The 25,374-nt window shown below is 63.1% G+C and carries 27 protein-coding genes; 8 read left to right on the top strand and 19 right to left on the bottom strand.

Annotated elements, in window-relative coordinates:
- Positions 1–60: 60 nt before the first annotated feature.
- From sucD to ACRANW_RS11835, 5 genes are all read right to left on the bottom strand, one after another.
- Entirely contained in the window at positions 61–951 is an 891-nt protein-coding gene (gene sucD, locus ACRANW_RS11855) for a succinate--CoA ligase subunit alpha (protein WP_479431985.1), read from the bottom strand.
- Positions 948–1,421 carry a hypothetical protein gene (locus tag ACRANW_RS11850; RefSeq protein ID WP_479431984.1) on the bottom strand — a complete coding sequence of 158 codons (474 nt, stop codon included), beginning with the start codon at positions 1,419–1,421 and terminating at the stop codon, positions 948–950. Before ACRANW_RS11850 ends, sucD begins: the two co-directional genes overlap by 4 nt.
- Before the next feature lie 13 nt (positions 1,422–1,434).
- The gene (gene mdh, locus ACRANW_RS11845) at positions 1,435–2,397 is read right to left on the bottom strand and encodes a malate dehydrogenase (RefSeq protein ID WP_479431983.1); all 963 of its coding nucleotides are present in this window, start codon (positions 2,395–2,397) and stop codon (positions 1,435–1,437) included.
- A 250-nt stretch (positions 2,398–2,647) separates the two neighbouring features.
- Positions 2,648–2,989: a hypothetical protein gene (locus ACRANW_RS11840; RefSeq protein WP_479431982.1), complete on the bottom strand. Its 342-nt coding sequence runs from the start codon at positions 2,987–2,989 to the stop codon at positions 2,648–2,650.
- Positions 2,990–3,136: 147 nt separating this feature from the next.
- A complete protein-coding gene (locus tag ACRANW_RS11835; protein WP_479431981.1) occupies positions 3,137–4,270 on the bottom strand; it encodes a cell wall hydrolase in 1,134 nt (377 codons plus the stop codon).
- Between the two features lie 99 nt (positions 4,271–4,369).
- Here ACRANW_RS11835 and ACRANW_RS11830 point away from each other — a divergent pair, with 99 nt between their 5' ends.
- The 4 genes from ACRANW_RS11830 to uvrA all read left to right on the top strand — a co-directional run bounded on the left by ACRANW_RS11830 (position 4,370) and on the right by uvrA (position 10,431).
- Positions 4,370–5,275: an ABC transporter substrate-binding protein gene (locus ACRANW_RS11830; protein WP_479431980.1), complete on the top strand. Its 906-nt coding sequence runs from the start codon at positions 4,370–4,372 to the stop codon at positions 5,273–5,275.
- Positions 5,272–6,270, top strand: coding sequence for a FecCD family ABC transporter permease (locus ACRANW_RS11825; protein WP_479431979.1), 999 nt, complete (start codon positions 5,272–5,274; stop codon positions 6,268–6,270). The genes ACRANW_RS11830 and ACRANW_RS11825 overlap by 4 nt, the downstream gene beginning before the upstream one ends.
- On the top strand, positions 6,271–7,026 hold the full coding sequence (locus tag ACRANW_RS11820; RefSeq protein WP_479431978.1) for an ABC transporter ATP-binding protein: 756 nt from the start codon (positions 6,271–6,273) through the stop codon (positions 7,024–7,026).
- Positions 7,027–7,533: 507 nt separating this feature from the next.
- The gene (uvrA, locus tag ACRANW_RS11815; protein ID WP_479431977.1) at positions 7,534–10,431 is read left to right on the top strand and encodes an excinuclease ABC subunit UvrA; all 2,898 of its coding nucleotides are present in this window, start codon (positions 7,534–7,536) and stop codon (positions 10,429–10,431) included.
- Positions 10,432–10,542: 111 nt separating this feature from the next.
- Here uvrA and tcmP read toward each other — a convergent pair whose 3' ends face one another.
- A complete protein-coding gene (tcmP, locus tag ACRANW_RS11810; protein ID WP_479431976.1) occupies positions 10,543–11,676 on the bottom strand; it encodes a three-Cys-motif partner protein TcmP in 1,134 nt (377 codons plus the stop codon).
- A gap of 10 nt (positions 11,677–11,686) precedes the next feature.
- A complete protein-coding gene (locus tag ACRANW_RS11805) occupies positions 11,687–12,445 on the bottom strand; it encodes a DUF5131 family protein (RefSeq protein WP_479433936.1) in 759 nt (252 codons plus the stop codon).
- Positions 12,446–12,727: 282 nt separating this feature from the next.
- On the opposite strand from ACRANW_RS11805, the gene ACRANW_RS11800 reads away from it, so the two are divergent.
- Complete coding sequence (locus ACRANW_RS11800; RefSeq protein WP_479431975.1) at positions 12,728–12,925, top strand: hypothetical protein; 198 nt, start codon at positions 12,728–12,730, stop codon at positions 12,923–12,925.
- 168 nt (positions 12,926–13,093) lie between these two features.
- Entirely contained in the window at positions 13,094–13,801 is a 708-nt protein-coding gene (locus tag ACRANW_RS11795; RefSeq protein ID WP_479431974.1) for a hypothetical protein, read from the top strand.
- A 126-nt stretch (positions 13,802–13,927) separates the two neighbouring features.
- On the opposite strand, the gene ACRANW_RS11790 is transcribed toward ACRANW_RS11795, so the two are convergent.
- Positions 13,928–14,461, bottom strand: a complete 534-nt coding sequence (locus ACRANW_RS11790; protein ID WP_479431973.1) for a septal ring lytic transglycosylase RlpA family protein — start codon at positions 14,459–14,461, stop codon at positions 13,928–13,930.
- 222 nt (positions 14,462–14,683) lie between these two features.
- Positions 14,684–15,904 (bottom strand): argininosuccinate synthase, encoded by a 1,221-nt coding sequence (locus ACRANW_RS11785; protein WP_479431972.1) that lies wholly within the window; start codon positions 15,902–15,904, stop codon positions 14,684–14,686.
- A 169-nt stretch (positions 15,905–16,073) separates the two neighbouring features.
- Between ACRANW_RS11785 and ACRANW_RS11780 the strand changes: the two genes are divergently transcribed.
- On the top strand, positions 16,074–17,435 hold the full coding sequence (locus tag ACRANW_RS11780; protein ID WP_479431971.1) for an acyltransferase family protein: 1,362 nt from the start codon (positions 16,074–16,076) through the stop codon (positions 17,433–17,435).
- Here the strand turns inward: ACRANW_RS11780 and ACRANW_RS11775 are convergent.
- On the bottom strand, positions 17,432–18,664 hold the full coding sequence (locus ACRANW_RS11775) for a class I SAM-dependent methyltransferase (protein WP_479431970.1): 1,233 nt from the start codon (positions 18,662–18,664) through the stop codon (positions 17,432–17,434). The genes ACRANW_RS11780 and ACRANW_RS11775 overlap by 4 nt on opposite strands.
- Before the next feature lie 21 nt (positions 18,665–18,685).
- Here ACRANW_RS11775 and ACRANW_RS11770 point away from each other — a divergent pair, with 21 nt between their 5' ends.
- Positions 18,686–18,874 carry a hypothetical protein gene (locus ACRANW_RS11770; RefSeq protein ID WP_479431969.1) on the top strand — a complete coding sequence of 63 codons (189 nt, stop codon included), beginning with the start codon at positions 18,686–18,688 and terminating at the stop codon, positions 18,872–18,874.
- Between the two features lie 26 nt (positions 18,875–18,900).
- On the opposite strand, the gene ACRANW_RS11765 is transcribed toward ACRANW_RS11770, so the two are convergent.
- The 9 genes from ACRANW_RS11765 to greB form a co-directional block, all read right to left on the bottom strand.
- Positions 18,901–19,650: a molybdopterin-dependent oxidoreductase gene (locus ACRANW_RS11765; RefSeq protein WP_479431968.1), complete on the bottom strand. Its 750-nt coding sequence runs from the start codon at positions 19,648–19,650 to the stop codon at positions 18,901–18,903.
- Positions 19,643–20,356 (bottom strand): cytochrome b/b6 domain-containing protein, encoded by a 714-nt coding sequence (locus ACRANW_RS11760; protein ID WP_479431967.1) that lies wholly within the window; start codon positions 20,354–20,356, stop codon positions 19,643–19,645. Before ACRANW_RS11760 ends, ACRANW_RS11765 begins: the two co-directional genes overlap by 8 nt.
- Positions 20,353–21,138 (bottom strand): SDR family oxidoreductase, encoded by a 786-nt coding sequence (locus ACRANW_RS11755; protein ID WP_479431966.1) that lies wholly within the window; start codon positions 21,136–21,138, stop codon positions 20,353–20,355. The genes ACRANW_RS11760 and ACRANW_RS11755 overlap by 4 nt, the downstream gene beginning before the upstream one ends.
- 160 nt (positions 21,139–21,298) lie before the next feature.
- Positions 21,299–21,763 (bottom strand): glycine zipper 2TM domain-containing protein, encoded by a 465-nt coding sequence (locus ACRANW_RS11750; protein WP_479431965.1) that lies wholly within the window; start codon positions 21,761–21,763, stop codon positions 21,299–21,301.
- A 134-nt stretch (positions 21,764–21,897) separates the two neighbouring features.
- Complete coding sequence (locus ACRANW_RS11745) at positions 21,898–22,548, bottom strand: MOSC domain-containing protein (protein ID WP_479431964.1); 651 nt, start codon at positions 22,546–22,548, stop codon at positions 21,898–21,900.
- 140 nt (positions 22,549–22,688) lie between these two features.
- Complete coding sequence (locus tag ACRANW_RS11740; RefSeq protein WP_479431963.1) at positions 22,689–23,138, bottom strand: class I SAM-dependent methyltransferase; 450 nt, start codon at positions 23,136–23,138, stop codon at positions 22,689–22,691.
- Positions 23,135–24,385, bottom strand: a complete 1,251-nt coding sequence (gene rlmN, locus ACRANW_RS11735; RefSeq protein ID WP_479431962.1) for a dual-specificity RNA methyltransferase RlmN — start codon at positions 24,383–24,385, stop codon at positions 23,135–23,137. Before rlmN ends, ACRANW_RS11740 begins: the two co-directional genes overlap by 4 nt.
- 39 nt (positions 24,386–24,424) lie before the next feature.
- Positions 24,425–24,901, bottom strand: a complete 477-nt coding sequence (locus tag ACRANW_RS11730) for an invasion associated locus B family protein (protein ID WP_479433935.1) — start codon at positions 24,899–24,901, stop codon at positions 24,425–24,427.
- Positions 24,894–25,373, bottom strand: a complete 480-nt coding sequence (gene greB / locus ACRANW_RS11725) for a transcription elongation factor GreB (protein WP_479431961.1) — start codon at positions 25,371–25,373, stop codon at positions 24,894–24,896. Before greB ends, ACRANW_RS11730 begins: the two co-directional genes overlap by 8 nt.
- Position 25,374 lies beyond the last annotated feature (1 nt).

The following is a 25,374-nucleotide window of genomic DNA, read 5'->3' as shown; positions in this document are numbered from 1 at the left end:
GGAGGAGGAAGGATGGCCCCCCACGTATCATACGCAAGGGGCCCGTAGTCTGAACGGCGGCTAGGCCATCTCTTTCAGCATCGCGGCGAGCGTGGTGCCAAGCTCGCTGGGCGAGGGCGAGACGCGAATGCCCGCATCTTCCATCGCCGCGATCTTGTCTTCCGCGCCGCCCTGACCGCCAGAGACGATGGCGCCCGCGTGGCCCATGCGGCGGCCCGGAGGGGCGGTGAGACCGGCGATGAAGCCGACCATCGGCTTGGCACGGCCCTTGGCAGCTTCAGCCTTGATGAAGGCAGCGGCTTCTTCTTCGGCGCTGCCGCCAATTTCGCCGATCATGATGATGGATTCGGTTTCCGGATCGTCAAGGAACAGGTCGAGCACGTCGATGAAGTTGGTGCCGTTGACCGGATCGCCGCCAATGCCGACCGCCGTGGTCTGGCCGAGGCCCGCCATGGTGGTCTGGTGCACGGCTTCATAGGTGAGCGTGCCCGAACGCGAAACGATGCCGACAGAGCCCTTCTTGAAGATGTTGGCGGGCATGATGCCGATCTTGCATTCGTTCGGGGTCAGCACGCCGGGGCAATTGGGGCCGATCAACCGCGACTTGGAACCGGCAAGCGCACGCTTGGCGCGCACCATGTCGAGCACCGGAATGCCTTCGGTGATGCAGATGATGAGTTCCATCTCGGCATCAATCGCTTCGCAGATCGCGTCGGCGGCGAACGGCGGCGGCACGTAGATGCAGCTTGCGGTCGCGCCGGTCGCGGCCTTGGCTTCGCGCACAGTGTTGAACTGCGGCAGGCCGATATGGGTGGTGCCGCCCTTGCCCGGCGTCACACCGCCAACCATCTGCGTGCCGTAATCGAGCGCGGCCTGGGTGTGGAAGGTGCCGGTGTTGCCGGTCATCCCCTGAGTGATGACCTTGGTGTCTTTGTTTATGAGGATGCTCATTGGTTATCCAATTCCTTGAATTGCTTCGAAATCTCTCGCCAAGCCCCTTGCGATTCAGGCCTTAGTTCTTGTCCGGGAAAATGAATTTCGCCGTCGCCTTCATCGCCGCTGACATCATAGAAACCGACGCCGGTCTGCACGGCGAGGCTGCGAACCACTGGGTAAGCTTCTTCTGCCTGCGTCCACCGGAATGCGACATAAATGACGTGATTTCCGATGCTGTAATCAGTCAGTCGATCTTCGACCCCCGGCTTCATCAATTCGTCGTCTGTAACAGCGCCGGGGCCGTTCATGTTCGGATAGAGTTTTCTGATTTCCTCATACCAAGCGGCAAGCGCCGGTGTCGTGATAGCCGGATCGTCATAGCTATGATTTTCCGACCATTCGGCCTGTTCACGATACCACTCCACAAAGGCCGGTCGCTCTTGAGGAGCAACCGCAGGATCGAAAACCATCAGGTCGTAGCTCACAGGCTAAGCCTCCTTACGCCAGCGAGCTATCCAGCGCCTTGCACGCTTCGAGCAGTTCCTTGACCGCATCGACGCTGACGCCGAGGTTTTTCTTTTCCTCGTCGGTCAGCGAAATCTCGATTACGTCCTCCGCGCCGCCCGCGCCGATCACCACCGGCACGCCGACATACAGCCCGTCGACACCATACTTGCCGTTGACCTCAACCGCGCAAGGCAGGATGCGCTTCTGATCGTAGAGATAGGCTTCGGCCATCGAAATGGCGCTGGTGGCAGGCGCATAGAAGGCCGAGCCGGTCTTGAGCAGCGCGACGATCTCGCCGCCGCCGCTGCGCGTGCGCTGGACGATTTCGCCCAGTCGGTCTTCCGAAATGCCCTTGATCTTGGCCATGTCCGCAACCGGAATGCCGTTGATCGTCGAGTAGCTCAGCACCGGCACCATCGTATCGCCGTGCCCGCCGAGCACGAAAGCGTTCACGTCCTTCACCGAAACGCCAAATTCCCACGCGAGGAAGGTGGCGAAGCGCGAGGAGTCCAGCACGCCCGCCATGCCGACGACCTTGTGCGCAGGCAGGCCCGAAAATTCGCGTAAGGCCCATACCATCGCATCGAGCGGGTTGGTGATGCAGATCACGAAAGCGTCAGGCGCGTTGTCGCGGATGCCTTCGCCAACGGCCTTCATCACCTTGAGGTTGATGCCGAGCAGATCGTCACGGCTCATGCCGGGCTTGCGCGCGACCCCGGCGGTGACGATCACCACGTCAGCGCCTGCAATGTCGGCATAATCGGTCGATCCGGTGATGTTGGCATCGAAACCTTCGACCGGGCCGCACTGCGACAGGTCGAGCGCCTTGCCCTGTGGCACGCCTTCGGCCACGTCGAACAGCACGATGTCACCAAGACCCTTGATTGCAGCCAGATGTGCGAGCGTGCCGCCGATATTGCCGGCGCCGATGAGGGCGATTTTCTTGCGGGCCATGTGGTAGACGTCCTTCCCTAAATCATCGGGACGACAAAAAACCCGCGCACAGGCTAACGCCTTCGCCAGCACCAACCCCCGTCCCAAGCGGCATGGCACCCGTTACATGAGGCGCGGTAGGCCGCTGGAAAACCGATTGCAACCGCCAAAAGGCAGGGCTGGGCGACTATCTTTGCAAATAGTTCGCAGTTGCATTAATGCCTTCGGGCTGTCGCCTCAGGGAAACCCCTTGTCGCAAGGCGCCGTCGGGTCAGGCCGGGGCTGTGCCGGATGCGGCTCGGGCGGCGAGGCGCCGGTCGAACATCCGGATGATCGCCCGCCAATGATCCAGCGCCTGCGCATCGCCGCGCTCCGCCGCCTCAGCCGCCGCGCCCAGCGCAGCTTCGGCAGAGGCCAGACCGTGCACGGCAAAATGCCGCAGCGCGGCTGTCAAAACCGGGTCGATCATGGCCGGAGGAGTGGCGCGGTTGCCCATCAAGTGACCGTTATCATTGCTGGCCCGTGCCAGTGCCGGGGCGATCAACCCGCGTCCCGCAGCGCGCCAGCCGAGCCGGCGAACAGGATGATTGGTGGAGGCAAAGCGGACGGACATGAAGCGTGGCATTCCTGTAGCTGGCACCGCGAGATCAGCCTTGCGGTGTGTTCGCAGCGCCTAGCCGTCGTGCCGCTAAGGCTTGGTGTGATAACAGGGTTTCGAACGCCTTAACCGTACACTTGCGGCGGTACTGGCGCCTTGTCCCTAGTCTTCGGCAGCCGTTACCGTGGCAGGCGTCTTCGGTTGCGCCTTCCATTGGCCGGACCGGGCATATTCAGCCTTGACCGCGCCGGTGCCCGCATAGGCTTCGTTCGGTGCTGACGGGGCGATGGTGGGTGCAGTAGCAGGGCCACTGGCGGCGCGCGAAGCTTGCTTGGCAACGGGGACGGGATCGAGATTGTAGGCGATCACCGGGCGGCTTGCTGCTGCATCCATGGCTGTCGCCGTGCCGAAATCAGGCGTGCTCATGCGTCCACTCACTACAGGCTCAAAGCCGGTATAGGTGGCGGCAAAGGCGGCGGCCTGGCCACCCGCGCCGCGGTTGCGATAGAACCGGTGCGCGCCGATGGTGCCGATATGGTCGAGCGTGCCCGCCCAATACGGATTGACCCACAGCGTGTGGTAGTGCGTGGCAAGGCCGACGGGGGCATAGACCCGGCCGCTCAACGCCTCGGCCGCGATCCGCTGCGCGCTGCCCCAGCTGATCCCCGAAGGGCGCCGCGCCAGACTGCCGTCGCACGTGAAGGTGAACTGGCATCCGGTTGATCGCGCCGAGCCCTGATAGACAACGCCGCACACGCTGGCAGGCCAGCCGGGGTGCGCCACGCGATTGAGCACCACCTGCGCCACGGCGCGCTGGCCCGCTTCGCTTTCGCTGGCGGCTTCGTACCAGATCGCCTGCGCCAGGCAGTCGCTTGCGCGGGCGTGGGTGATCCCTCCGCCGGGCGTGAAGAACGGCCGGGCCGCCGCGCCAGCATCGATCAAGGCGCCCAGCTCCCGCCCGCTTTCAGCGCCTTGGCCCAGCGGATTGTCGGTGGGCAGAGCAACCAGCGAAGTGCCCGCAGGATCGGCCATGTAGAAATAGGCCGAGCCGGGAAAGCTCATGCCGGGCCGCTCGAACGACAGGGCGGCCGCAGCGGCCTTGCGGGTGGCCAGAGCGGCGGTGCTTTCGACCGCGTCGCCAGGCAGGGTCGTCAAGCCGCCGGGCGCGGCCATCGCGGGAACGGTAATCGCGGCAACCAACACGGCGAGCCGTTTGCGCCCGGTTTTGCTCAGCAAAGTCCAGCGGCGCGGGATAGAAGCCACCAAGGGCGAGAGGATGCGCTGCGGGATGATCATCAAGCATCCGCACTAGGGCCGAGCGCTTGCCAGAGCGAGGGTGGCGCTGACCTGCGTCCCGTTTCCGGACAAGTGCGCGCAAAGGCCCTAACCCGTTGCGTGGCCGCGCCCGCCGCCCTATCGCCGCGCCCGGACATGGCGCGCAATCGCAACAGTTTGAACGGGAAGGGCACCTTGCGGCTGACAATGCTGGCGGGCGCGTGTCTGCTCGCAGCCTGCGCGCCCGGTGGCCCCCGCGCAGAGACGCAGGAGAGCGCGTCAAGCCGCGCCCCCACCATTGTCAGCCTCAATCCCTGCCTCGATGCGATCCTCGTCGATATCGCAGGCCCCGATCAGGTGCTGGCGCTGTCGCATTACAGCCGCGATCCGTCGGGCAGTTCGATCCCGGCAGGCGTGGCGGCCCGATATGGCGTTACCGGCGGCACGGCAGAAGAGGTCATCGCGCTGCGGCCTGACCTTGTGCTCGCCTCGATCTACCTGCCGCAGCCGACCCGCACCGCGCTTGAACGCGCAGGCCTTTCCGTGGCGACCTTTGGCAGCCCCACCACCATCGCCGCCAGCGCCGCGCAGGTGCGAGACGTTGCGGCGCTGGCGGGCAAGGCAGGCGCGGGCGACGCGCTCGCTGCCCTGATCACCGCCCCTCCGCCGGAGCCGCCGGGCGCCCCGATCAGCGCGTTGCTATGGCAACCGGGTGAAATCGTCGCAGGCGAGCAGACCCTGATTGCCGAATTGCTGCGTCAGGAGGGCTTTGCCAGCCACGCTGCGGCACGCGGGATGCAGCAGGCGGACCTGGTGACGCTCGAACGCGTGCTGGCCGATCCGCCCGCAGTGTTGCTGGTGGCAGGCGATGCACCCGGTCAGCGCCACCCGCTGCTGGCGCGGGCATCGCAGACAATTCAGGTTGCCGCTTTCGACCCCGCGCTGCTCTATTGCGGCGGGCCGACCATCCCCAAGGCGCGCGCCCGCCTCAAAGCGATCCGGGCCGAAGCGGAGCGTCGCCTTTGACCCGCGCCAACCTGGTCTTCGCCGCATTGCTCGCGCTGCTGCTGCCGCTGTCCTTGCTGGCGGGGCGCGTGTGGATTGCACCCTGGGCGGACGGCGTTGCCAATAGCGCGCTGATCCTGGGCGAGTTGCGCCTGCCCCGAGCCATGCTGGCGATCACCATTGGCGCAGGGCTGGGCGCAGCGGGGGCGGCGATGCAAGGATACTTGCGCAATCCGCTGGCCGATCCCGGCCTGTTCGGCATCGCCCCGATGGCGGCGCTGGGCGCGGTGGCGAGCTTCTGGTTCGGCGCCAGCATTCCTGCGGCCTTCGCTGGCTGGAGCCTGCCGGTCATGGCCCTTGCGGGCGCAGGGCTGGGCATGGCGCTGCTCGCGCTGATTGCCGGGCGCACCTCGAGCGATGGCGCAGGCGGCGCAGGCGGCGGCATTGCGCTGTTCACGCTGGCGGGCCTGATGCTGGCGAGCCTAGCGGGCGCGTTGACCGCGCTGGCGATTACGCTTGCGCCCAATCCCTTTGCGCTGTCCGAGATCGTGTTGTGGCTCAATGGCGCGTTGACCGACCGGTCCTGGCGCGAAGTCGCGCTCGCCGCGCCGCTGACGGCCGCCGGTATCGCAGTGCTGGCGCTGGCAGCGCGCAGCCTCGATGCGCTGACGCTGGGCGAGGCGGCGGCACGATCGATGGGCGTGGAGCCACGCCGGCTGCTTGCCCTGCTGGTGGTGGGCATCGGGCTGACAGTGGGTGCCGGCGTGGCGGTGGCGGGGATTATCGGCTTTGTTGGTTTGGTGGTGCCGCATCTGGTGCGCCCGCTAACCAATCGCCTGCCGTCGAGCCTGATTGTGCCAAGCGCGCTGGCGGGCGCGTGTCTGGTGCTGGCGGCGGACAGCATTGTGCGGATCTTGCCACTGGTAACGGAGCTGCGACTGGGCATCGCGCTTTCGCTGATCGGTGCGCCGTTCTTCGGATGGTTGCTGCTGCGGATGCGGCAGGGTCGGCCCTAGATGCTGGCGGCGCACAATCTCGCCCTGATGCGTGGCAGGCGCACAGTGATCGCGGGCCTTTCCGCGACGCTTGAACCCGGACGCATCACCGCCATCGTCGGCCCCAACGGCGCGGGCAAATCGTCGCTGCTGCTGGGATTGGCCGGATTGCTGACGCCAACGTCGGGCCGTGTCACGTGCGAAGGCGACGACCTGGCCCACCTCCCTTCGCGCAATCGGGCGCAGACTATCGGCTACCTGCCGCAAGCGCCCGACATTGCGTGGGACGTTGCGACCGAAGCGCTGGTGGCGCTGGGCCGTCTGCCGTGGCGGGACCGTGGGGCTGTTGCCGTGGAAGCGGCGATGCAGGCGCTTGACCTTGAACCCTTGCGCCATCGCCCTGTCAGCCAGCTTTCCGGCGGGGAGCGGGCGCGGGTGCTGCTGGCCCGGGTGCTGGCCGGAGAGCCGCGCTGGATTCTGGCCGACGAACCGCTCGCCGCGCTCGATCTGGCGCATCAGATCAGCCTGACCGCGCATCTCAAGGCCTGTGCTGCGCAAGGTCAGGGGGTGGTGGTGGTGGTGCATGATCTTGCGATTGCGATGAACCATGCCGACCGGGTGCTGGTGCTGAAGGACGGGTGCCTGATCGCTGATGGCCCGCCTAACGCCGCGCTGGATCCCAAGATCATCGCACAAGGCTGGGGTGTCAACGCCCAATGGATCGGGGCTAGCGGCGCGATGGCCTTGGTGGCCAAAGCGGAACCGGAACAGGCGTGACAGGATTTCGGGTAATTCTGTCAGCCATGTTCCGGCCCCTGATCGGGACTTTGCGAAAAGCCAGGTTGCGACCCTGGATGGACCCGGATGGGAACCGCAAAGAACGGCGCCACTGTGGCGATAACCGGCGATCTGGCGACTTGAGATTTTCTGTAGCCTTCATTAAGCTTCTGAAAAGCAAAGGTAGAAATCGTTTGGTTTGGCCTGTTTTGCTGGTTTTGTTGAGATCAGAACTCACGTTGATAGGTGCCGCAATGCTGTGCAGATCCATTCTATCGGCGTGCAAACATGCCGCGCCGGCGGACGCATAGACCGCACAGCGCGGTGGCGGATGTCGTTGTTGTGCTGCTGCCGGTGCGCATCTTTTGGGATGCTGCCGCAGACAGGAAACCGAACGGCGGCCCGCCCGTTGCACCTTGGCCAAGCATCACCATTTCGACAGCGTTGCGGACAACGCCGCCGCGCCGCCCTTGACCCACCCGAACATTTCCGGAACAGATCACGCCCATGAGCCTTACGACCATTTCGGTGCGCGGAGCACGCGAACACAACCTCAAGGGTATCGACATTGATCTGCCGCGTGATGCGCTGATCGTGGTGACGGGCCTGTCCGGCAGCGGCAAATCCAGCCTCGCGTTCGACACAATCTATGCCGAGGGGCAGCGGCGCTATGTCGAGTCCTTAAGCGCCTATGCGCGCCAGTTTCTCGAAATGATGCAGAAGCCCGATGTCGAACATATCGACGGCCTGTCGCCCGCCATCAGCATCGAGCAGAAAACTACCAGCCGTAACCCGCGTTCCACCGTGGCCACGGTCACCGAGATCTACGATTATATGCGCTTGCTGTGGGCGCGGGTGGGCACGCCCTATTCGCCTGCCACCGGCCTGCCGATCAGCGCGCAGACGGTGAGCCAGATGGTCGACCGGGTGATGGAATTGCATGAAGGCACACGGCTGTTCCTGCTCGCCCCGGTGGTGCGCGGGCGCAAGGGCGAATACCGCAAGGAACTGGCCGAATGGCAGCGCGCTGGATACGCCCGCGTGCGCATCGACGGCGAAATCTACGCCATCGAAGACGCGCCCGCGCTCGACAAGAAGTTCAAGCATGACATCGAAGTCGTGGTCGACCGGATCGCGGTGAAAGAGGGCATCGAGACGCGGCTGGCGGACTCCTTTGAACAGGCGCTGAAGCTGGCCGAGGGGCTGGCCTTTGTCGATCTGGCCGACGGCGTGGTGCCGGGGCGTGAAGACGAGGCGCAGGCCGGAAAGGCGATGAAAGGCGCAGGCCTCGCCGCCAACCGCATCGTCTTTTCCGAAAAATTCGCCTGCCCGGTCAGCGGCTTCACGATCGAGGACATCGAACCGCGTCTGTTCTCCTTCAACGCCCCGCAAGGCGCCTGCGCCGCGTGTGACGGGCTGGGCGAGAAGATGCTGTTTGACCCGCAGATGGTCGTCCCCAACGAAGCGCTGACCCTCAAACAGGGCGCGGTCGTGCCTTGGGCCAAGTCCAATCCGCCATCGCCCTATTACATGCAGGTGCTTGCCAGCCTCGCCAAGGCCTATGGGTTCAATCTCACCACCCCTTGGAAGGATCTGGAGCCCGACCAGAAGCTCATTATCCTGCACGGCACGGGCGGGATGCCGGTGCCGCTGACCTTCAAGGATGGCCGCCGCGAATACACCGTCAACAAGGCGTTCGAAGGCGTCATCGGCAATTTGAACCGCCGCCTGCTGCAAACCGAAAGCGCATGGATGCGCGAGGAGTTGGCCAAGTACCAGACCGCGCAGGCGTGCGAGACCTGCGGCGGCAAGCGGCTGAATGAAAAGGCCCTGTCGGTCAAGATCGCCATGACCGACATCGCCACCCCCGTCGCCATGAGCGTGTCGGATGCCAAGGCGTGGTTCCTGGCATTGGACGCGCAGTTGACCCCGCAGCAATCGCAGATTGCCAAGGCGATCCTCAAGGAAATCAACGAGCGGCTGGGCTTCCTCGACAATGTCGGGCTCGACTACCTCAACCTTGACCGCACCTCCGGCACCTTGTCAGGCGGCGAAAGCCAGCGCATCCGGCTGGCCTCGCAGATCGGCTCGGGCCTCTCGGGCGTGCTCTATGTGCTCGACGAACCCAGCATCGGCTTGCACCAGCGCGACAATGACCGCCTGCTCGAAACCCTCAAACGCCTGCGCGATCTCGGCAACACCGTCATCGTGGTCGAGCATGACGAGGACGCGATCCGCACCGCCGACTACATCGTCGACCTCGGGCCGGGCGCAGGGGTGCACGGCGGCGAGATCGTCGCGCAAGGCACGCTCAAGCAGATCCTCAAGGCCAAGGGCAGCCTCACCGCCGATTACCTCACCGGCCGCCGCAAGATCGACGTGCCGGCCAAGCGCCGCAAGGGCAATGGCAAGCACATCGTGGTCAAGAACGCGCGCGCCAACAACCTCAAGGGCGTCACCGCCAAGATCCCGCTTGGCACCTTCACCTGCATCACCGGCGTCTCCGGTTCGGGCAAATCCTCGCTCACCATCGACACGCTGCAGGCCGGCGCCGCGCGGGCATTGAACGGTGCGCGGGTGATCGCGGGCGCGCATGACGCCATCACGGGCCTTGAACACTGCGACAAGGTGATCGAGATCGACCAGTCCCCCATCGGCCGCACCCCGCGCTCCAACCCTGCCACCTACACCGGCGCCTTCACCCAGATTCGCGACTGGTTCGCCGGCCTGCCCGAAAGCCTCGCGCGCGGGTACAAGCCGGGGCGCTTCTCCTTCAACGTCAAGGGCGGCCGCTGCGAGAAGTGCCAGGGCGATGGCCTCATCAAGATCGAAATGCACTTCCTCCCCGATGTCTACGTCACCTGCGAGGAATGCCACGGCAAACGCTACAACCGCGAAACGCTCGAAGTGAAGTTCAAAGGCCACTCGATCGCCGACGTGCTCGACCTGACCATTGAAGACGCCGAGGAGTTCTTCAAGGCCGTCCCCCCGATCCGCGAGAAGATGCGGATGTTGAACGAGGTGGGGCTGGGCTACGTGAAAGTCGGCCAGCAGGCGACGACGCTGTCGGGCGGCGAGGCGCAGCGGGTGAAACTCGCCAAGGAATTGGCCCGCCGCAGCACCGGCCAGACGCTGTATATCCTCGACGAGCCGACCACCGGCCTGCATTTCGAGGATGTGCGCAAACTGCTCGAAGTGCTGCACCGGCTGGTGGAGGGCGGCAATTCGGTCGTCGTGATCGAGCACAACCTTGATGTGATCAAGACCGCGGACTGGATTATTGACCTAGGGCCCGAGGGCGGTGTGCGCGGCGGGGAGATTGTGGCTGAGGGTGTGCCGGAGAAGGTGGTGAAGGAGCCTCGGTCGTTTACGGGGCAGTATCTGGCGCCGTTGTTGGTGCGGTGAGCCTGCACGGCGCGGGGAGGGGAACCATCCCTAGGATGATGGAGGTGTAGGTAACGCCTTTCCGAAACTCCCGTTAGCCATTTGCTAGGTAAGGGGCTGGCGGAAGAGCGGCTAGGCTGCCGAAACCAGAGTGGAATCGTTTGGCTTAGTCGCGCGGCCTTCCAACTGGAAATTTACACTGCCTTCAGTCCTCATCGTGTTTAGCAAATCCTTTGTGTGCGTTAGGCGCATAGGCCAAGTCTCCATGACGACCGTCGATATGTGTTGGAAGTTTTTGTGTCCTCTCGATAGCACGTCAAGAACTGTGGCCCGCGCTAGGCGCTTCACACCTTCAGAACCGATCCCGTGAGCAGCTTGCAGCATGGCGCTATCTTCTTCTTGCGAGAACAATCCCACTTGGCGGCTATCGGCATTGCTGATTGCCGTGCGAGTTTGGAATTCAGCAAGTTCGACTTTGCCATGTACGTCACGAAAGACTTCGACGCCTTTGCGCGAGTGTGTGCCTAGCACTAGCCTCATCTTGATGCGGTCCTGACGCGGTTTCAGAATTGGCATATGCGGCAAATAGGCTGCCGCTCCGACATGTTTGATCTTGCGCTTCAGCAGGAAAAGTACACGCTCTTCGTTGCTCAATTGATCTGAAAGAGCATCGAAATCGGTTCTCCAATCGGGATCGGCAAGGAAGCGACCGAACGATGCTGCCACTTGATCCCAGCCAGCGTGCCTCGTGATGTGCTCCGACATAAAGTTAATCAGAAATTCGCCGTTCATCGCCTTTAGAAATTCGAAGACTGGCTCCGACCGGATATTCCAGCCGGTAGGATCGATGAAGGTGAAAGTGAACCCATCGTGGCAGGCCCTTGCGATACCATCTAGGTTGTCCTCGAAGGAGCCCTCGAAAACGTGAATTTCAAATCTGCTGTTCTTTTCAGCATAGTCGCGCAGTCGTGCCACGGCATTGCGGCGACGCTCACAAAAGCAAAAGCGTATTTTTAGGCCGCCTATGCCGCGCCGCCCAAGATCTGCGCGTACGGCTTCAAGTGTCCGCAGTGCTTGGTCGAATGACGCATCGGAAAGATTCTCGTCTGAAACCTTCCATGGGCCAGCGAAGGCATCGACAAAGTTAAAAGTGGGAGAGCGGCCCTGAAGCGTTTTGTACGCCGCGGCTTGCAGATACTGCGTCAAAAACTCGTGCTTGATAAACGATTGCTCTCGACCCTCGTACTGTTCGATCTGAACCGCCAAAATTCAACCCTTACGCTTGAAGTGAAGTCATAATTTCTTCCGGCACGATCTGCCAAGGGAATCCGTTCCATTCCTCTCCGTCAAGCAAGCGGCCGCCTGACTTCGGACGCGGCCCACCCCACTGCTTGAAGAAAAAAGCAACGCTATCGCGTTCGCAAAGTTGTCGTATCTCCGTCGCCCACGCCCCCTCCATTGGCCGCGAGCCGGGACCACTCTCGCCGCCGACAATCGCCCAAGCTATTCCTGCTAGGTCAATGTCTCCGACTGGTCCAAGCAGCGGCTCGAATGAGATAAAGCGCGCGTCTGAATTGATCTCCTTGAGATGATCAATGCGAGAGGCGCGTTCCGCATCTTCTACAGATACACCGAGCCAGATATGGCTCGGCACGGGGCCGCCATGGTAACGTTTTTTGACATAGTCGCGCATAAGCGAACTGCGTTTCGTCAGAACTTGGAACACATGCCAGTTCGCCTGCTCCATCGCGTCAAAAACACGGTCGATATGCGATCGGTTAACCGCCTTGTGAAACAGGTCACTCATCGAGTTGACGAAAATCATTCGAGGCTTTTTCCACGCAGCAGGTTGCCCTAAGCGGGAAGGCCAAAGCCGCAAGTCGAACCCTTGCTCGTAAGGGTGACCGGAAATGCCTCTCCAACGCTCCGCGAAGCGTTCTGCATAACAGTTATCGCAGCCCGGGCCGATCTTAGTGCAACCCGTAACTGGGTTCCATGTCGCGTCTGTCCATTCAATGTCTGACTGCTGTGCCACAATGCCTCCAACCTGATCTGTAATCGAAATCAAATTGCAATGGAATCCGTCGCTTCGTTCAGTTCGATAGTGTTGCCTAATTGGTTCACCCCCTTTCCTACACCCCCAAGCCCCCGCTAGCCTCCCGCGCAGGCATCAGCCGCGCCTCTGTCCGCCGCGCTGCGTCATGCGCGCCCGCTCTCCCGGCATAGGCCGCAAGCACGGGCGCGTCCGGCACAGCCAGCGGGGAGGGCGGGGCGGTGCCACTCCGTCCCTCGGCACTTTATGGAAAGCCCGCGCGCTATGGCCTTTACCCCTCCGCCCCATCCCAACACCCGCCCGCGCATGGGCGCCGCGCCGCCGCGTGATCCCGATGATCGCGCGTTCCTCGCCGCGTGGCAGGCGCACGTCGATGCTGGCCGGATCGGGAATAATCCGAAAACCTCCGAAGAGGCCCGCGCCGCCATGCTCGCAAACGAGCGGGTCTTGCGCGGGCCGTAACCGGCGGCGGTCCCCGGCGGTGCAGGCGTGATGATGCTTGAGGCGCTTGCCCCTCCACCACCTTTGGTGGTCCCCCTCCCCGTGCCGGGGAGGATTTGGCGTTTTCCTACCGCCCCTTCGCGCTGATATCGCCTGCCGCCTTGTCCCTTTGCCAAGGAGCTGCGCGCCATGTCTGCCTTTGCCTCAGAACCCGCTGCCACCGCTTTGACCGATCCGACGCCGGGCGCCGATCGCGGCGATCTGCCCCGCGAAACGCTGGCGGCTTTCGTCCAGACGCTGGCGCAGTGGGGCAATGTTCGGGCGGCGGCGCAGGTTGTGGGGGTCAGCCGCGCGCATCTGTACCGGATGCGGCGTGCCTCGCCCGAGTTTCGCACGCTGTGGGATGCGGCTTTGCTGCTGGCGCGGCCGCAGGTGGAGGAGGTGCTGGCGGACCGCGCGCTCAACGGGATCACCGAGGCGGTGTTCTATCATGGCGAGGAGGTTGCCACCCGCACCCGGTTCGATACGCGGCTGTTGCTGGCGCATCTGGCGCGGCTCGATAAGCTGGCGACGGCCTACGGTGTCAGCGCGGCGGCGGCGGACTTCGATCGCAAGCTGGAGGCGCTGCGCCATCCGCCTGCGCTGATTGATTATGATGATGCGGATTTCGGCGAGGATTACGACGATCTGGATGACGAGGAGGATGACGACGACGACGAGGATTACGACGACGAGGATGATGACTATGGCGATGACGATGACGACATTGCGCAAGATGGCACAGACGCCAACGCCGCCGCCGGGATGCGGGCTGACAATGCGCAGGCGGAGCAGGAGGCGGACACTGTCGACTGGCACGCTTATGTCACGCAAACGACACGCGGGCCGAATGCGTGAGGTGCACTGACCATCGCGGATTTTCCGCATCAGGACAGTGTCCCATGTGTCTCCAACAGGCGCGGGCCTGAACGGCCCCGCGCTTGGCCCCGCGCTTGGCCCAGTACTTGAACCAGTGCCTTCGGATCAGCTGGCGATCAGCGCCAGTTCCACCGTGGCATGGCCCCGCGCCACCATGCCGAGTTCGTCCGCGGCAGCGCGGCTCACGTCGATCAGGCGCCCACGGGTGAAGGGCCCGCGATCATTCACGCGCACCACGACACTGCGGCCATTGGCCGGGTTGGTGACGCGCAGCCGCGTGCCGAACGGCAGGCTGCGGTGGGCGGCGGTCATGTCGGAATTGTCGAAGCGTTCGCCGCTCGCCGTGCGACGACCGTTGAAATTGGCGGCGTAATAGGACGCGCTGCCGCTGCCCAGCACGGTTTCAGGCGGTGTGGCGGCGTCAGGCACCGTGACGTCCGAGACCGGGGGGAGGGGGGCCATTTCGATGAATGCGGTGCTGGTCGCAGGCGCGATCCCGGCGGCGCCCGCATCGGTGGTGGCGGCCGAGGACGCGGCGACCGGCGCGAGGCCAAGCAGACCGGCGATGGCCAGGCCCTGGATGCCACGCTTGAACGCGTTGTGGGCGTTGCGGCGCATGATGGGTGTTCGGATCGTCATGGCCGGGCGGATAGGGCGATGGCGTGGGCGATGGCAAACCAGGTTAGGATTTCACCGGCGCCACGCATCCACCCGGGAACCAGTCGCCTCAAAAATGCGACGAACCGTTGGAACATGAAGGCCGCCAACCCGCTTTACGACCCGCGCAGCGAGTCACGACTCGGATTTCGCGAGACGCGCTAAGGCCGCCGATCATTGCCCGAGGTGGCAAGGGCCGGCACGTCAGGCATCGCGGTCGCGCCGGGCGAGCAGGCGCAGGCGCAAGCCGTTCAGCTTAATGAAGCCTTCGGCGTCCTTCTGGTCATAGGCCCCGGCGTCATCCTCGAACGTGACGTGCGCCTCGGAATAGAGCGAGTGGGGTGACTTGCGTCCGACGACGCTGGCTAGGCCCTTGTAGAGCTTGAGCCGGACCGTGCCGGTGACCTTGTCCTGGCTGTGATCGATCGCGGCTTGCAGCATTTCGCGCTCGGGCGAGAACCAGAAGCCGTTGTAGATCAGCTCGGCATAGCGCGGCATCAGCTCGTCCTTGAGATGCGCTGCGCCGCGATCCAGCGTAATCTGCTCGATCCCGCGATGGGCGCGGGCGTAGATCTCGCCACCAGGGGTCTCGTACATGCCGCGCGACTTCATGCCGACAAAGCGGTTCTCGACGAGATCAAGCCGCCCGATGCCGTGCTTGCGGCCCAGCGCATTGAGCGCGGTCAGCAAAGTGGCGGGCGACATGGCCTCGCCGTTCAGTGCCGTCCCATCGCCGCGCTCGAAATCGACCGTGATGTACTCCGGCACGTCCGGCGCGTCTTCGGGATTGACGGTGCGCGAATAGACGTAGTCGGGCGTTTCTTCCCAGGGATCTTCCAGGACCTTGCCTTCGGACGAGGTGTGCAGGAGGTTCGCATCAGTCGAGAACGGGCTATCGCCGCGCTTGTCTTTCGGCACCTCAATCTGATGCTGTTCGGCCCAGGCGATCAATGCGGTGCGGCTGGTCAGCTCCCATTCGCGCCAGGGTGCGATGACCTTGATGTCCGGATCAAGCGCGTAGGCCGAAAGTTCGAAGCGCACCTGATCATTGCCCTTGCCGGTTGCGCCGTGGGCGATAAAATCTGCGCCGGTCAGGTGCGCGATTTCGACCAGCCGTTTGGAAATCAGCGGCCGCGCGATGCTGGTGCCGAGCAGATAATCGCCTTCATAGCGGGCATTGGCGCGCATCATCGGGAACACGAAATCGCGCACGAATTCCTCGCGCACATCCTCGATGAAAATGTGGTCGTCAGGGATCCCCATCGCCCGCGCCTTCGCCCGCGCCGGTTCAATTTCTTCGCCTTGACCCAGATCGGCGGTGAAGGTGACGACCTCCAGCCCGCGCTCGACGCTCAGCCATTTGGCGATCACGCTGGTATCGAGACCGCCCGAATAGGCGAGGACGACTTTCTGGGGCTGAGCCATGACGGTTTTCCTTGGGGTGTGAATTGCGCGCGGGCCACTAACAGCGCGCGCCGTCGGGGGCAATCGCGCTTTCGGCGCTGGGGATTGCAGGGTTGGCAGCAATCGTCCTTTTAAAATTTGCTGATAAACACATGGCTCGCGGGCGGTAAGCGATCTTTCGGGAGTCTGAATGCTGAGAATGTGGGGCAAGGCGCGTGAGCTGGCGGAGATGACCCCGCCTGAACGCAATCGCTGGGTCGATTTTCTGCGGGCAGTCTCAATCATGGCGGTGGTGATCGGCCACTGGATGATGGCAGGTCTTTACGTTGATCCGGCGGGCGAACTGCGCCGCGGCGACCTGCTGATGGTGGCAGACTGGACTCATTGGCTGACCTGGGGCTTTCAGGTGATGCCGGTGTTCTTCCTTGTCGGCGGATATTCGAACAGCGTCAGTTGGGCCGCGACCACCGACAAATTTCCGCAGACGCAGGACGGCGTGTATCGCGATTGGCTGGCCAGCCGGGTGCAGCGCCTGATCACACCGACCTTTCCGGTGCTGTTGCTATGGGCGGCACTCGCAGTGGTGATGACGCAGGTTGGCCTACCGCGCGAACAGATCCGCATGGCGACCGAGGCAGCGCTCATCCCGGTGTGGTTTTTGGCGGTCTACCTGCTTGTGACGGCGTTCACGCCGATTGCTTACCGGGCGTGGCAACGCTGGGGCTGGGTGAGCTTTGCAGTGTTCATCCCGCTGGCGATGGTGACCGATTGGCTGACCTTCAGCGCGGGCGTTCCCTGGGTGAACTTCAGCAATTTCCTGTGGGTGTTCCTTGGGATACACCAGCTGGGGTTTGCCTGGCGCGGGGGGCGGTTTGTCAAACCCTTGTTCGCCGCGGTCTGGTTCGCGGTTTCGCTGGCGATCCTTGTCGCGATCACGGTTTATGGCTTCTATCCGGTTGCGATGGTGTCCGCACCGGGCGGCTTTTCCAATTCTCTGCCGCCGACATTGGCGCTGTTCGCGCTCGGCGCGGCGCAGGTGGGTCTGGTGCTGGCGCTGGAACCGGCCGGACGGCGCATGCTCGACCATATCGGCATCTGGACGGCGACCGTACTAATGAACGGCATGATCATGACCGTGTTCCTGTGGCACCTTACCGCCTTTGTGCTGGTGATGACGGTGGCATGGCTCGGCTTTGGTGGGATCGGCCTTGATCAGGTGCCCGGCACCGGCGGATGGTGGGCGACGCGGCCGCTATGGATCGCGATCTATGTCGTCGCGCTGTTGCCGCTGATCGCGCTGTTCGCCCGGCATGAGCGCAGCTTTGGCCCGATCCGTGGTGGTCGTACCGTGCCGCGTCTGCGCGCCGTGCTTGGCGTAGTGGCGATCTGCGCAGGGCTGGGGGCAACCGCAGGGCTGACCATCGCCAGTCCTGACAGCGTTTCGGGCATCCGCTGGTGGATTATCGCCCTGCCATTGTTTGGGGCGGCGCTGATGGGATTTGGCCCAGTGTACCGTCCGCGCAATCGCCCCGCCGCGCACGAAATCGCCTAGGCGGTTTCGGTCAACAGGTAATCCCGCGTGATCGGTAAGGCGTGGCGGCTGCGCACGTACTGAATCTGGTAATTGCCCATGCCCCCGTTTTCAAACACCGTGGCGGCGCCGGCGAGATAGAACGTCCACATCCGGAAGAACCGTTCATCATGCAGCGCGACGATCGCATCGCGGTGGGCCAGGCAGTTATCGTACCATGCACGGATGGTCTTGGCGTAGTGCAGGCGCAGCGTTTCGATATCGGCAGCGATGAGGCGCACTTTCTCCGACGCTGCCAAGGTTTCTGAAAGGGCAGGGATGTAGCCGCCGGGGAAGATGTATTTGCGGGTGAAGGCGTCCGTCGTGCCTGGCCCGCCAAAGCGCCCGATGGTGTGGAGCAGCATGACCCCGTCATCGTCCAGCATGGTCGCGCAGGCTTGGAAGAACGTATCGAACTGGGCGCGGCCGACATGCTCGAACATGCCGACCGACACAATCCGGTCGAAGCGCCGCCCGCTTGCAGCGGTGTCGCGGTAATCTTCGAGCAGGATCGTTACCCTGTCCGCGACTCCGGCAGCGCGCACGCGTTCGCGGGCGAGGGTGGCCTGTTCTTCCGACAAGGTGATGCCGGTGACGTTCACGTCATGCGCGCGCGCCAGATGGATCGCCATCCCGCCCCAGCCGCAGCCGATGTCGAGGACCTCTTGTCCGGGGACGAGCGCCAGCTTTTTTGCAATATGCTTCAGCTTTGCGCCCTGCGCTTCGGCCAGGGTCATGTTGCCCTGCAGCCAGTAGGCGCAGGAATACTGCCAGTGTTCGGGATCGAGCATCAGCGCATAAAGATCATTGCCGATGTCATAATGATGCGCGACGTTTCGCTTCGATCCCACGCGGTTGTTGATCTGTTCGGCAGCGAAGTTCGCACGGTTGAGCCACGTTTTCAACGCGGTCGGAGAGCGGATATCGCCGCCTTTGTCCCAGGCGTTGTTGGCACGCAGCAGGCTGACCAGGCCCATCACGTCGCCCTCTTCGATCAGCAACCGCCCATCAATAAAGGCTTCCGCCGCGCCCAGTCGCGGATCCATCAAAACGTCACGCGGGACGCGGGCATCGGTGACGCGTAACACGATCTCGGGAAAACCGGAGGCTGAGGCACCGTAAGTGCTGACGCTGCCATCGGCAAAAACGATGCCAAGGCGGCCTTTCGTGACCGCGCGGGACAAAAACCTGTCGAGGAGAAGCTTGCTCATAGTGCACCGTTCGTGGTCCTGTTGGACAGAGTTACCGCAAACCACGGTATTCGCAATATCGCGATGGTATGGAGCGGGATTGGAGTCATGGCAGAAGCTAAGACCATGGTGACCGGCGCCAGTGCCCAGGCCTTCATCGTCAAGGTCGAACCCGCTGCCAAGCGTGCCGACGAGTTACTGATGAAGGACGTCATCGCTGCTGTTTGGTAGACAATGCTGCGGCTTTATCCTGAAGACTAGATGCCCGCATACCACTGATAGCCCGCGACATCCTCCCAGAACCCGCCCTTGCCCTGGCCGATCTGGTCGAAGCTGGCGACCGCTTCGATCGCCTTGACGTATTTGGCCTGTTTGTAGCCCAATTGCCGTTCGATCCGCATTCTGAGCGGAGCGCCGTTCTTTTCGGGTAGGGGTTCGCCGTTGAGGCTGTGGGCGATGATGGTCTGTGGGTGATAGGCATCGACCATATCGATGCTTTCGTAATAATCGCGTCCGTACAGCACGTCGGCGCAGCGAAAGACGAGGAAGTTTGCGCTGTCCCTTACCTTGGCTGCATCGAGCAGCGCGGCCAGTTGCGGCCCCTGCCATTCACCGATCGCGCTCCATCCCTCCACGCAATCATGCCGCGTGATCTGGGTGCGCTGCGGCAAGGCGCGCAAGTCAGCGAGTGTGAGGCGCATGGGGTTGTCCACCAGACCGCGGACCTCCAGCAGCCAATCAGGAAATCCTTTGGCGAGTTGGTCCTGATAGAAGGGGTCTTCGACCGTGACCGAGCCATTGCCCCGAAAGGTGGGCGAGCGTTCGGCGCGGGAATATTCAGGCGCCAAGCCTTGTTTGCCCGCCAGCGCGCGGTGCACGGCGCGGTGGCCGTCTTGCGCGGCTTTGAACAGGCTGTTGGCTGTCTCGCTCTCATTGATCTTGGAACAGCCTGCAACACCGATGGCCGCGATCCCGGCGAGCAGCGAACGGCGTGGCAGATCAACCATGAGCGGACGCTCTCTTTTCAGGGGTCAATGCGTCGGGTGAGGGCGCGGTTACCGCGTCAACGCGCTTGCCGCCGATGAACATTGCGATGATCAGCCGCCAGTTAATCAGCGCCAGCACGATATGGATCACAAAAAAGCCGAAGATCGCCCACGACGCGATGAAGTGGAGCGAGCGCGCGCTCTGGCGTCCGCCCAGCACGTCCAGCAACCACGGCGCAGCTGCCTGAAAGCCCGGGCTGATCGCAAGGCCGGTGAACAGCATCAGCGGTAGCAGGACGCCGAACATCATGCCGTAGAGCATCCGCTGTACGGGGTTGTAGCGATTTGCCCCTGCGCTCCCCGAGCGGGACTTGAGCGACGCGATCACACCGCTCGGCGTCCAGTCACGCGGGCTTGTGGTGAGATCGCGGCGGAAATGGCCGTTGACCAGCATCGCGACCCAGATGAACAGCAATCCCACCGCAAATGGCCAGGCTGCGGTGATATGCCATTCGCGCGCCAGGGCGAGGCTGTAATATTGCGGGATCGTCGCCCAGCCGGGGAACCGGATGACGGACAGCCAAGCATCCTTGGGGTCAAAGCCGTAATCGCCCCAGTACAAATAGCGGTGGGCGTTGGAGATATTGAGCCCGGACATGAACAGCACAATGATCGCCGCGGCATTGACCCAGTGCCATAGGCGGGTCGAAAAGGCGTGTCGTTTCATGCGCTTGCCTCTTGCGCTGATGGTTGCGTCTGTTCGCGAGCAAGCCAGATCACGTCACGCGGCTGGTCCAGCAGATGCTGCCCGCTGTCAATGAACAGGCTTTGCCCGCTGGCAAGCGCCCCGCTGGCGAGGAACAGCGCCGCATTGGCGATTTCGTCAGCGCCGGTTTTGCGCCCGAGCAGGTTCAGGCGATGCGAGATCTCTGTCTCCTCCTCGCGCTGGTCATGGCTCGCCAGCACGGCTCCCGGCGCAAGGCCATAGACTCGGACGCCGGATCCGCTGTGTCCCTTCGCCAGCATCCCGATGGTGGACGCCAGTGCGTGTTTTGACATGGTGTAGCTGAAGAAATCGGGGTTTGTGTTTTCGATTTTCATGTCGGTGACATGGATAACGCAGCGCGCTGCGGCGCTTGTTGCATGAGCGATAAAGCCTTGAGCAAGCCGAGCCGGGGCGAGGGCGTTGATCTGCATCGCCTGCCTGTTCGTCGCTGGATCCAGTTCGGCTACACCATCGTAGTTAAACACCGATGCCGAATTCACCAGGCAGCGCCAATCGGGCAGCCGCGCCGCAAGCTGCGTGATCGCGGCGAAGGCTGCGTCGTCATCAGTAAGGTCGAATGCGATCGTTTCGGCAGACGGGAGCGTGGCCGCAAGTGCCTCAGCGGCGGTGCCGGAGGTGCGATAATGGATCGCCACGTGCCAACCGGCGTCCGCAAAACGCCGGACAATCGCCGCGCCGATGCGGGTGGCCCCGCCAGTCACGAGAACTGCGGGAAGGGTCATGCGAAAACAAATGTGATCGAGATCATTGGTACGAGTTAACAGGGCCGGGCCCGGGCTTCAATCGACGAACGGTCACGGCTCGTACTTCGTTTTCACCCCGACAAATCAGAACGCCGCTGACAGCATGGTCAGCGGCGTTCGGTATCAGCGTAAATTGCGATTAGCGGCAGCGCGCCTCACCGCGGTCGATTTCGCGGCCCAAAAGACCCCCGGCAAGACCGCCGAGAACGGTACCGACAGTGCGGTCACCACGGGTGTCCACCATGCGGCCGAGCAAGGCACCGCCGACGGCGCCGATCACGAGGCCAGTGGTTCCGTTGTCACGCTTGCAGTAATAGCGGCCATCATTGCCGCGCCACACGCGGTCGTTGCGCGAAAGGCGGCGATCTTCTCTGTAGTCACGGCCGCGCTTGCGATCACGGTCGCGGTAATGACGACGATCGCGGCGGTCATCCCAGCGGTCGCGGTCATAATCAGTAACCGCGGTGACGGGCGACGCGCCGTTATGGAAGCCGGTGAACATGGTAGTGGTCGAAGCCGGAGTAATCGGCAATTCAGCCGCCTGCACGGGAGCGGTGAAGATAGCCATCGATCCAGCGGCGGCGAGGAGGGCGAGGTTTCTCATATCGTTTGTCCTTGTGGCGGCTCCCCGATGGAGCGACCCTCTTTTCGTTCAGATTAGTCGAACGCAGGATGAATAACTCGATCAGGAAACTGCCAGTTTTGTTCATTTTTACCGTGTCCGCGATGAACCGTGGCTCACTTGCGCTTGGCCGCAGCCTTGGCGCGCAATTTCGGGCTGAGCGGGGCGAGGTCCGCCAAGGCCGCCAGCTCATCCCGTGTTCCCTTGCCAGCCACAAGGGCTTGAAAGACGCGGGCGACGCTCCAATCCTCAGCGCCGATTGCCACGCGCTCCAGCGAATCGCCTGCTGTCACATCGCCGCTTTCGATCACGCGAAAATACCACCCACAACGTCCTGTGCTGACGATCCGGGCGACCATGCCCTTCTGACCAAAGCGATGCTCGATCTTCCAGCACGGCTGACGCGGTTGGCTGATCTCGATCAGCGCCCCCGTGGTCGGGGGGCCGAGCCGGAAGCGATCGCCAATATGAACCATGTCTTCGGTGAGGCCTGCCACGGTAAGGTTCGATCCGAATCCGCCGGGTTCATCCAAGGCAGGATGGTCACCGATCTGATCGCGCCACCAGTCATGATGATCGCGCGGATAGAGGTGCAGCGCCATTTCCGGGCCGCCATGCACGCTGCGGTCGGCCTGCTCGTCGGGCGCAAGACCATCCTTTAAGACCTGTACCACGCCTTCACGCGGGCGTTTGGAAATGGCGCTGAGTTCCGCGCCGTTGAAGGGGCGGGCGGTGCCGGTGCAGATGGCTTCGACAATGTGTCTCATGGCTTTTTCACCGTCAGATCGATCCAGTCACGTTGGGTGCCGTCGCTCGCCTTGCCATTGTAGATTTCCTGCGCTTCAACCACAAAGCCCGCCCTTTCATAAGCCGCGATCAGCCATCCGGGCGGTGGGAAATTGTGCAGTCAACCCAGTAGATCGCGGCCCTCGGCGTTGCCCAGCTTGAAACTGGCGAAGTGCCATCCGCCGGGCAACAGTGCGCGATGAATACGGGCGATGACATCGGGCAGGGCGGCGCGGGGGCAGTGGAGCAGGCTGGCGTGCGCCCAAATGCCTGCGTATTCGGCCACGGCGTCCAGTTCGTGGAAAGCCATGACCCGCGCGCCCAAGCCGAACGCCTGATTGGCGCGCATGACGAGCGCGGGGACAGCATCGGTTGCATCGACGACGAAGCCGCGCGAGCGGACATGTGCTGCATCTCGCCCGCCGCCGCTGCCAAGTTCCAGCACGCTTGCGCCGGGCGGCAAGCGATCAAGAAAGGCGTCTAGCTGGTAGCTGTGGGCTTCGCCCGAATGAAACACCCAATGCGGCGCGCGGGCCTGATAGAATGCAATCGTGTCCGGATCGGTGCTCACGCGTCTTGCTGCGCCGCCTCACGATCACGCTGGGCACGGGACTTCTTTTCAGCCGCGGTTTTCAGCTGCCCGCACGCTGCATCGATATCGCGCCCACGTGGGGTGCGGACCGGCGCGGAGAAGCCGCCTTGGAACACGATTGCGGAAAAGGAACGGATGCGATCCGGCGCCGAACATTCATAGCCCGCACCGGGCCACGGATTGAACGGGATCAAATTGACCTTGGCCGGCAAGTTGAACTGGCGCAGCAGACGCACAAGCTCGCGCGCGTCATCGTCACTGTCGTTCTTGTCCTTGATCATCACATATTCAAACGTGATGCGCCGCGCGTTCCCGGCACCTGGGTAATCGGCGCAGGCCTGCAGCAGCTCTTCGATGCCGTACTTCTTGTTCAGCGGAACAAGCTCGTCGCGCACCTCTTTGCGCACGCCATGCAGAGACACGGCCAGGTTCACACCGATTTCCTCGCCGCAGCGCGCCATCATCGGCACCACGCCGCTGGTCGACAGCGTGATGCGGCGTTTCGACAGAGCAAGGCCATCGCCGTCCATCACCAGCTTCAACGCATCACGCACATGGTCGAAATTGTACAGCGGCTCGCCCATGCCCATCATCACGATATTGGTCAGCAGGCGGCCGTCGGCCGTGTAGTGGCCGGCCTCATCGTCTTCGTCGATCATATCGGCATCGCTGATCATCGTGCCGCGCGGCCATTCGCCCAGCGCGTCGCGGGCTAGCATCACCTGCCCGACGATTTCGCCGGGTGTTAAATTGCGGACCAGCTTCATGGTGCCTGTGTGGCAAAAGGTGCAGTTTAGCGTGCAGCCCACCTGTGACGACACGCACAAGGTGCCGCGCGTTTCATCAGGGATGAACACCATCTCGAAATCGTGACCATCTGACGTACGCAGCAGCCATTTGCGGGTGCCATCGACTGAATGCTGGGCTTCGACCACATCGGGGCGACCGATCACGAAGCGCTGCGCCAGCCACGGGCGCATGGATTTGGCGATATCGGTCATCGCATCGAAATCGGTGACACCGCGGTGATACAGCCAGTGAAACACCTGCTTGGCGCGCAGCTTGGCGGCTTTGTTATCAAGACCCGCCTCGGCAAACAGCTCGCCAATGCGCGGGCGGGGCAGGCCGATGAGGTCTATACGCCCGTCGGTCCGCGGCGTGATGTCACGCGACGCGGGGACCGGATCAGCGAGGCCCGGGATCGTCATGAGTGCGGTGTCTGCCATCGAGACTGCGCTATAGTCGCGAATACGCGGTTTGACCAGTCAGCGCCTTTGAACGCAGCCGATGGTGGCGGCATCGACCGCGGTGGCGGCTCCGGACAGGGCATAGCGGTCGGTAAACGTACCGCCCGTGGCGTTCCGTGCCGAAACGCTCATGCGGGAAGCCGATCGCAGCGCAGCGATGATCGCGGCATCGGCACGCCCATCCTTTGCCCAAGCATTGCGGCCTTTTGTGACCAGATCGAAGCGCTTGGCCCCCACCGTCAGCCGCGCGTTTGCCGCTTCTGCCACGTCGCGTGACAGGACGATATGCACCGCGCCGCGAACCTTGCGGGCCGGCCAGTGCGAAACTGTGGCATAGGCCAGCGCGGGCGACTTTCCGCGTGCTTTTGCAATCGCATAGCACCGCAGCGGTGCGGTATCCTTGAACGCCGCCCAGCTTTCATAGACGCCCAGGCTTTCGCGCGCGGCCAGCGGCGCGGCGATCAGCAGCGTTGCGCACAGGCCCAACCTAAGCATAATCAATGGCCAGCACTTCCCATTCGCGTGTGCCTGAAGGCAAGGTGACGGTGCGCAAATCACCCACCTGGGCCCCGCGAAGCGCGCGGGCGAGGGGGGAATGCCAGCCGATCCGGCCTTCGCTCGCCTCCTGCTCGTCATCGCCGACTAACTGGATCGTCTGGCGGTTATCCTCCTCGTCTGCGATTTCGACCTGCGCACCGAAGAAAATGCGGTTCTGGTCGATCTGCGCGGCGGGGTCGACCACGCGGAGCGCTTTCATTCTTTTGATGAGGTGCGCCAATTCGCGGTCGATCTCGCGCATTTTCTTGCGGCCGTAGATATAGTCCCCGTTTTCCGACCGGTCACCATTGCCCGCCGCCCAACTGACGATCTCGACAATCGCTGGACGTTCGATCTCGAGCAGATGATCATAACGCGCCTTCAGGGCGGCCATGCCCGCTGGCGTGATCGGCGGCCCCTGCGGTTTCATC

The organism is Erythrobacter sp. 'gip.4 top 5' (assembly GCF_056495765.1).
This window is presented reverse-complemented; position numbering and strand designations above follow the sequence as displayed.

What these genes read in the sequence shown, in the direction of transcription:
- sucD (WP_479431985.1), bottom strand. Translation starts at nt 951, where the DNA reads ATGAGCATCCTCATAAACAAAGACACCAAGGTCATCACTCAGGGGATG.
- mdh (WP_479431983.1), bottom strand. Translation starts at nt 2,397, where the DNA reads ATGGCCCGCAAGAAAATCGCCCTCATCGGCGCCGGCAATATCGGCGGC.
- ACRANW_RS11840 (WP_479431982.1), bottom strand. Translation starts at nt 2,989, where the DNA reads ATGTCCGTCCGCTTTGCCTCCACCAATCATCCTGTTCGCCGGCTCGGC.
- ACRANW_RS11835 (WP_479431981.1), bottom strand. Translation starts at nt 4,270, where the DNA reads ATGATCATCCCGCAGCGCATCCTCTCGCCCTTGGTGGCTTCTATCCCG.
- ACRANW_RS11820 (WP_479431978.1), top strand. Translation starts at nt 6,271, where the DNA reads ATGCTGGCGGCGCACAATCTCGCCCTGATGCGTGGCAGGCGCACAGTG.
- uvrA (WP_479431977.1), top strand. Translation starts at nt 7,534, where the DNA reads ATGAGCCTTACGACCATTTCGGTGCGCGGAGCACGCGAACACAACCTC.
- ACRANW_RS11800 (WP_479431975.1), top strand. Translation starts at nt 12,728, where the DNA reads ATGGCCTTTACCCCTCCGCCCCATCCCAACACCCGCCCGCGCATGGGC.
- ACRANW_RS11795 (WP_479431974.1), top strand. Translation starts at nt 13,094, where the DNA reads ATGTCTGCCTTTGCCTCAGAACCCGCTGCCACCGCTTTGACCGATCCG.
- ACRANW_RS11790 (WP_479431973.1), bottom strand. Translation starts at nt 14,461, where the DNA reads ATGACGATCCGAACACCCATCATGCGCCGCAACGCCCACAACGCGTTC.
- ACRANW_RS11785 (WP_479431972.1), bottom strand. Translation starts at nt 15,904, where the DNA reads ATGGCTCAGCCCCAGAAAGTCGTCCTCGCCTATTCGGGCGGTCTCGAT.
- ACRANW_RS11780 (WP_479431971.1), top strand. Translation starts at nt 16,074, where the DNA reads ATGCTGAGAATGTGGGGCAAGGCGCGTGAGCTGGCGGAGATGACCCCG.
- ACRANW_RS11775 (WP_479431970.1), bottom strand. Translation starts at nt 18,664, where the DNA reads ATGAGCAAGCTTCTCCTCGACAGGTTTTTGTCCCGCGCGGTCACGAAA.
- ACRANW_RS11765 (WP_479431968.1), bottom strand. Translation starts at nt 19,650, where the DNA reads ATGGTTGATCTGCCACGCCGTTCGCTGCTCGCCGGGATCGCGGCCATC.
- ACRANW_RS11760 (WP_479431967.1), bottom strand. Translation starts at nt 20,356, where the DNA reads ATGAAACGACACGCCTTTTCGACCCGCCTATGGCACTGGGTCAATGCC.
- ACRANW_RS11755 (WP_479431966.1), bottom strand. Translation starts at nt 21,138, where the DNA reads ATGACCCTTCCCGCAGTTCTCGTGACTGGCGGGGCCACCCGCATCGGC.
- ACRANW_RS11750 (WP_479431965.1), bottom strand. Translation starts at nt 21,763, where the DNA reads ATGAGAAACCTCGCCCTCCTCGCCGCCGCTGGATCGATGGCTATCTTC.
- ACRANW_RS11745 (WP_479431964.1), bottom strand. Translation starts at nt 22,548, where the DNA reads ATGAGACACATTGTCGAAGCCATCTGCACCGGCACCGCCCGCCCCTTC.
- rlmN (WP_479431962.1), bottom strand. Translation starts at nt 24,385, where the DNA reads ATGGCAGACACCGCACTCATGACGATCCCGGGCCTCGCTGATCCGGTC.
- ACRANW_RS11730 (WP_479433935.1), bottom strand. Translation starts at nt 24,901, where the DNA reads ATGCTTAGGTTGGGCCTGTGCGCAACGCTGCTGATCGCCGCGCCGCTG.
- greB (WP_479431961.1), bottom strand. Translation starts at nt 25,373, where the DNA reads ATGAAACCGCAGGGGCCGCCGATCACGCCAGCGGGCATGGCCGCCCTG.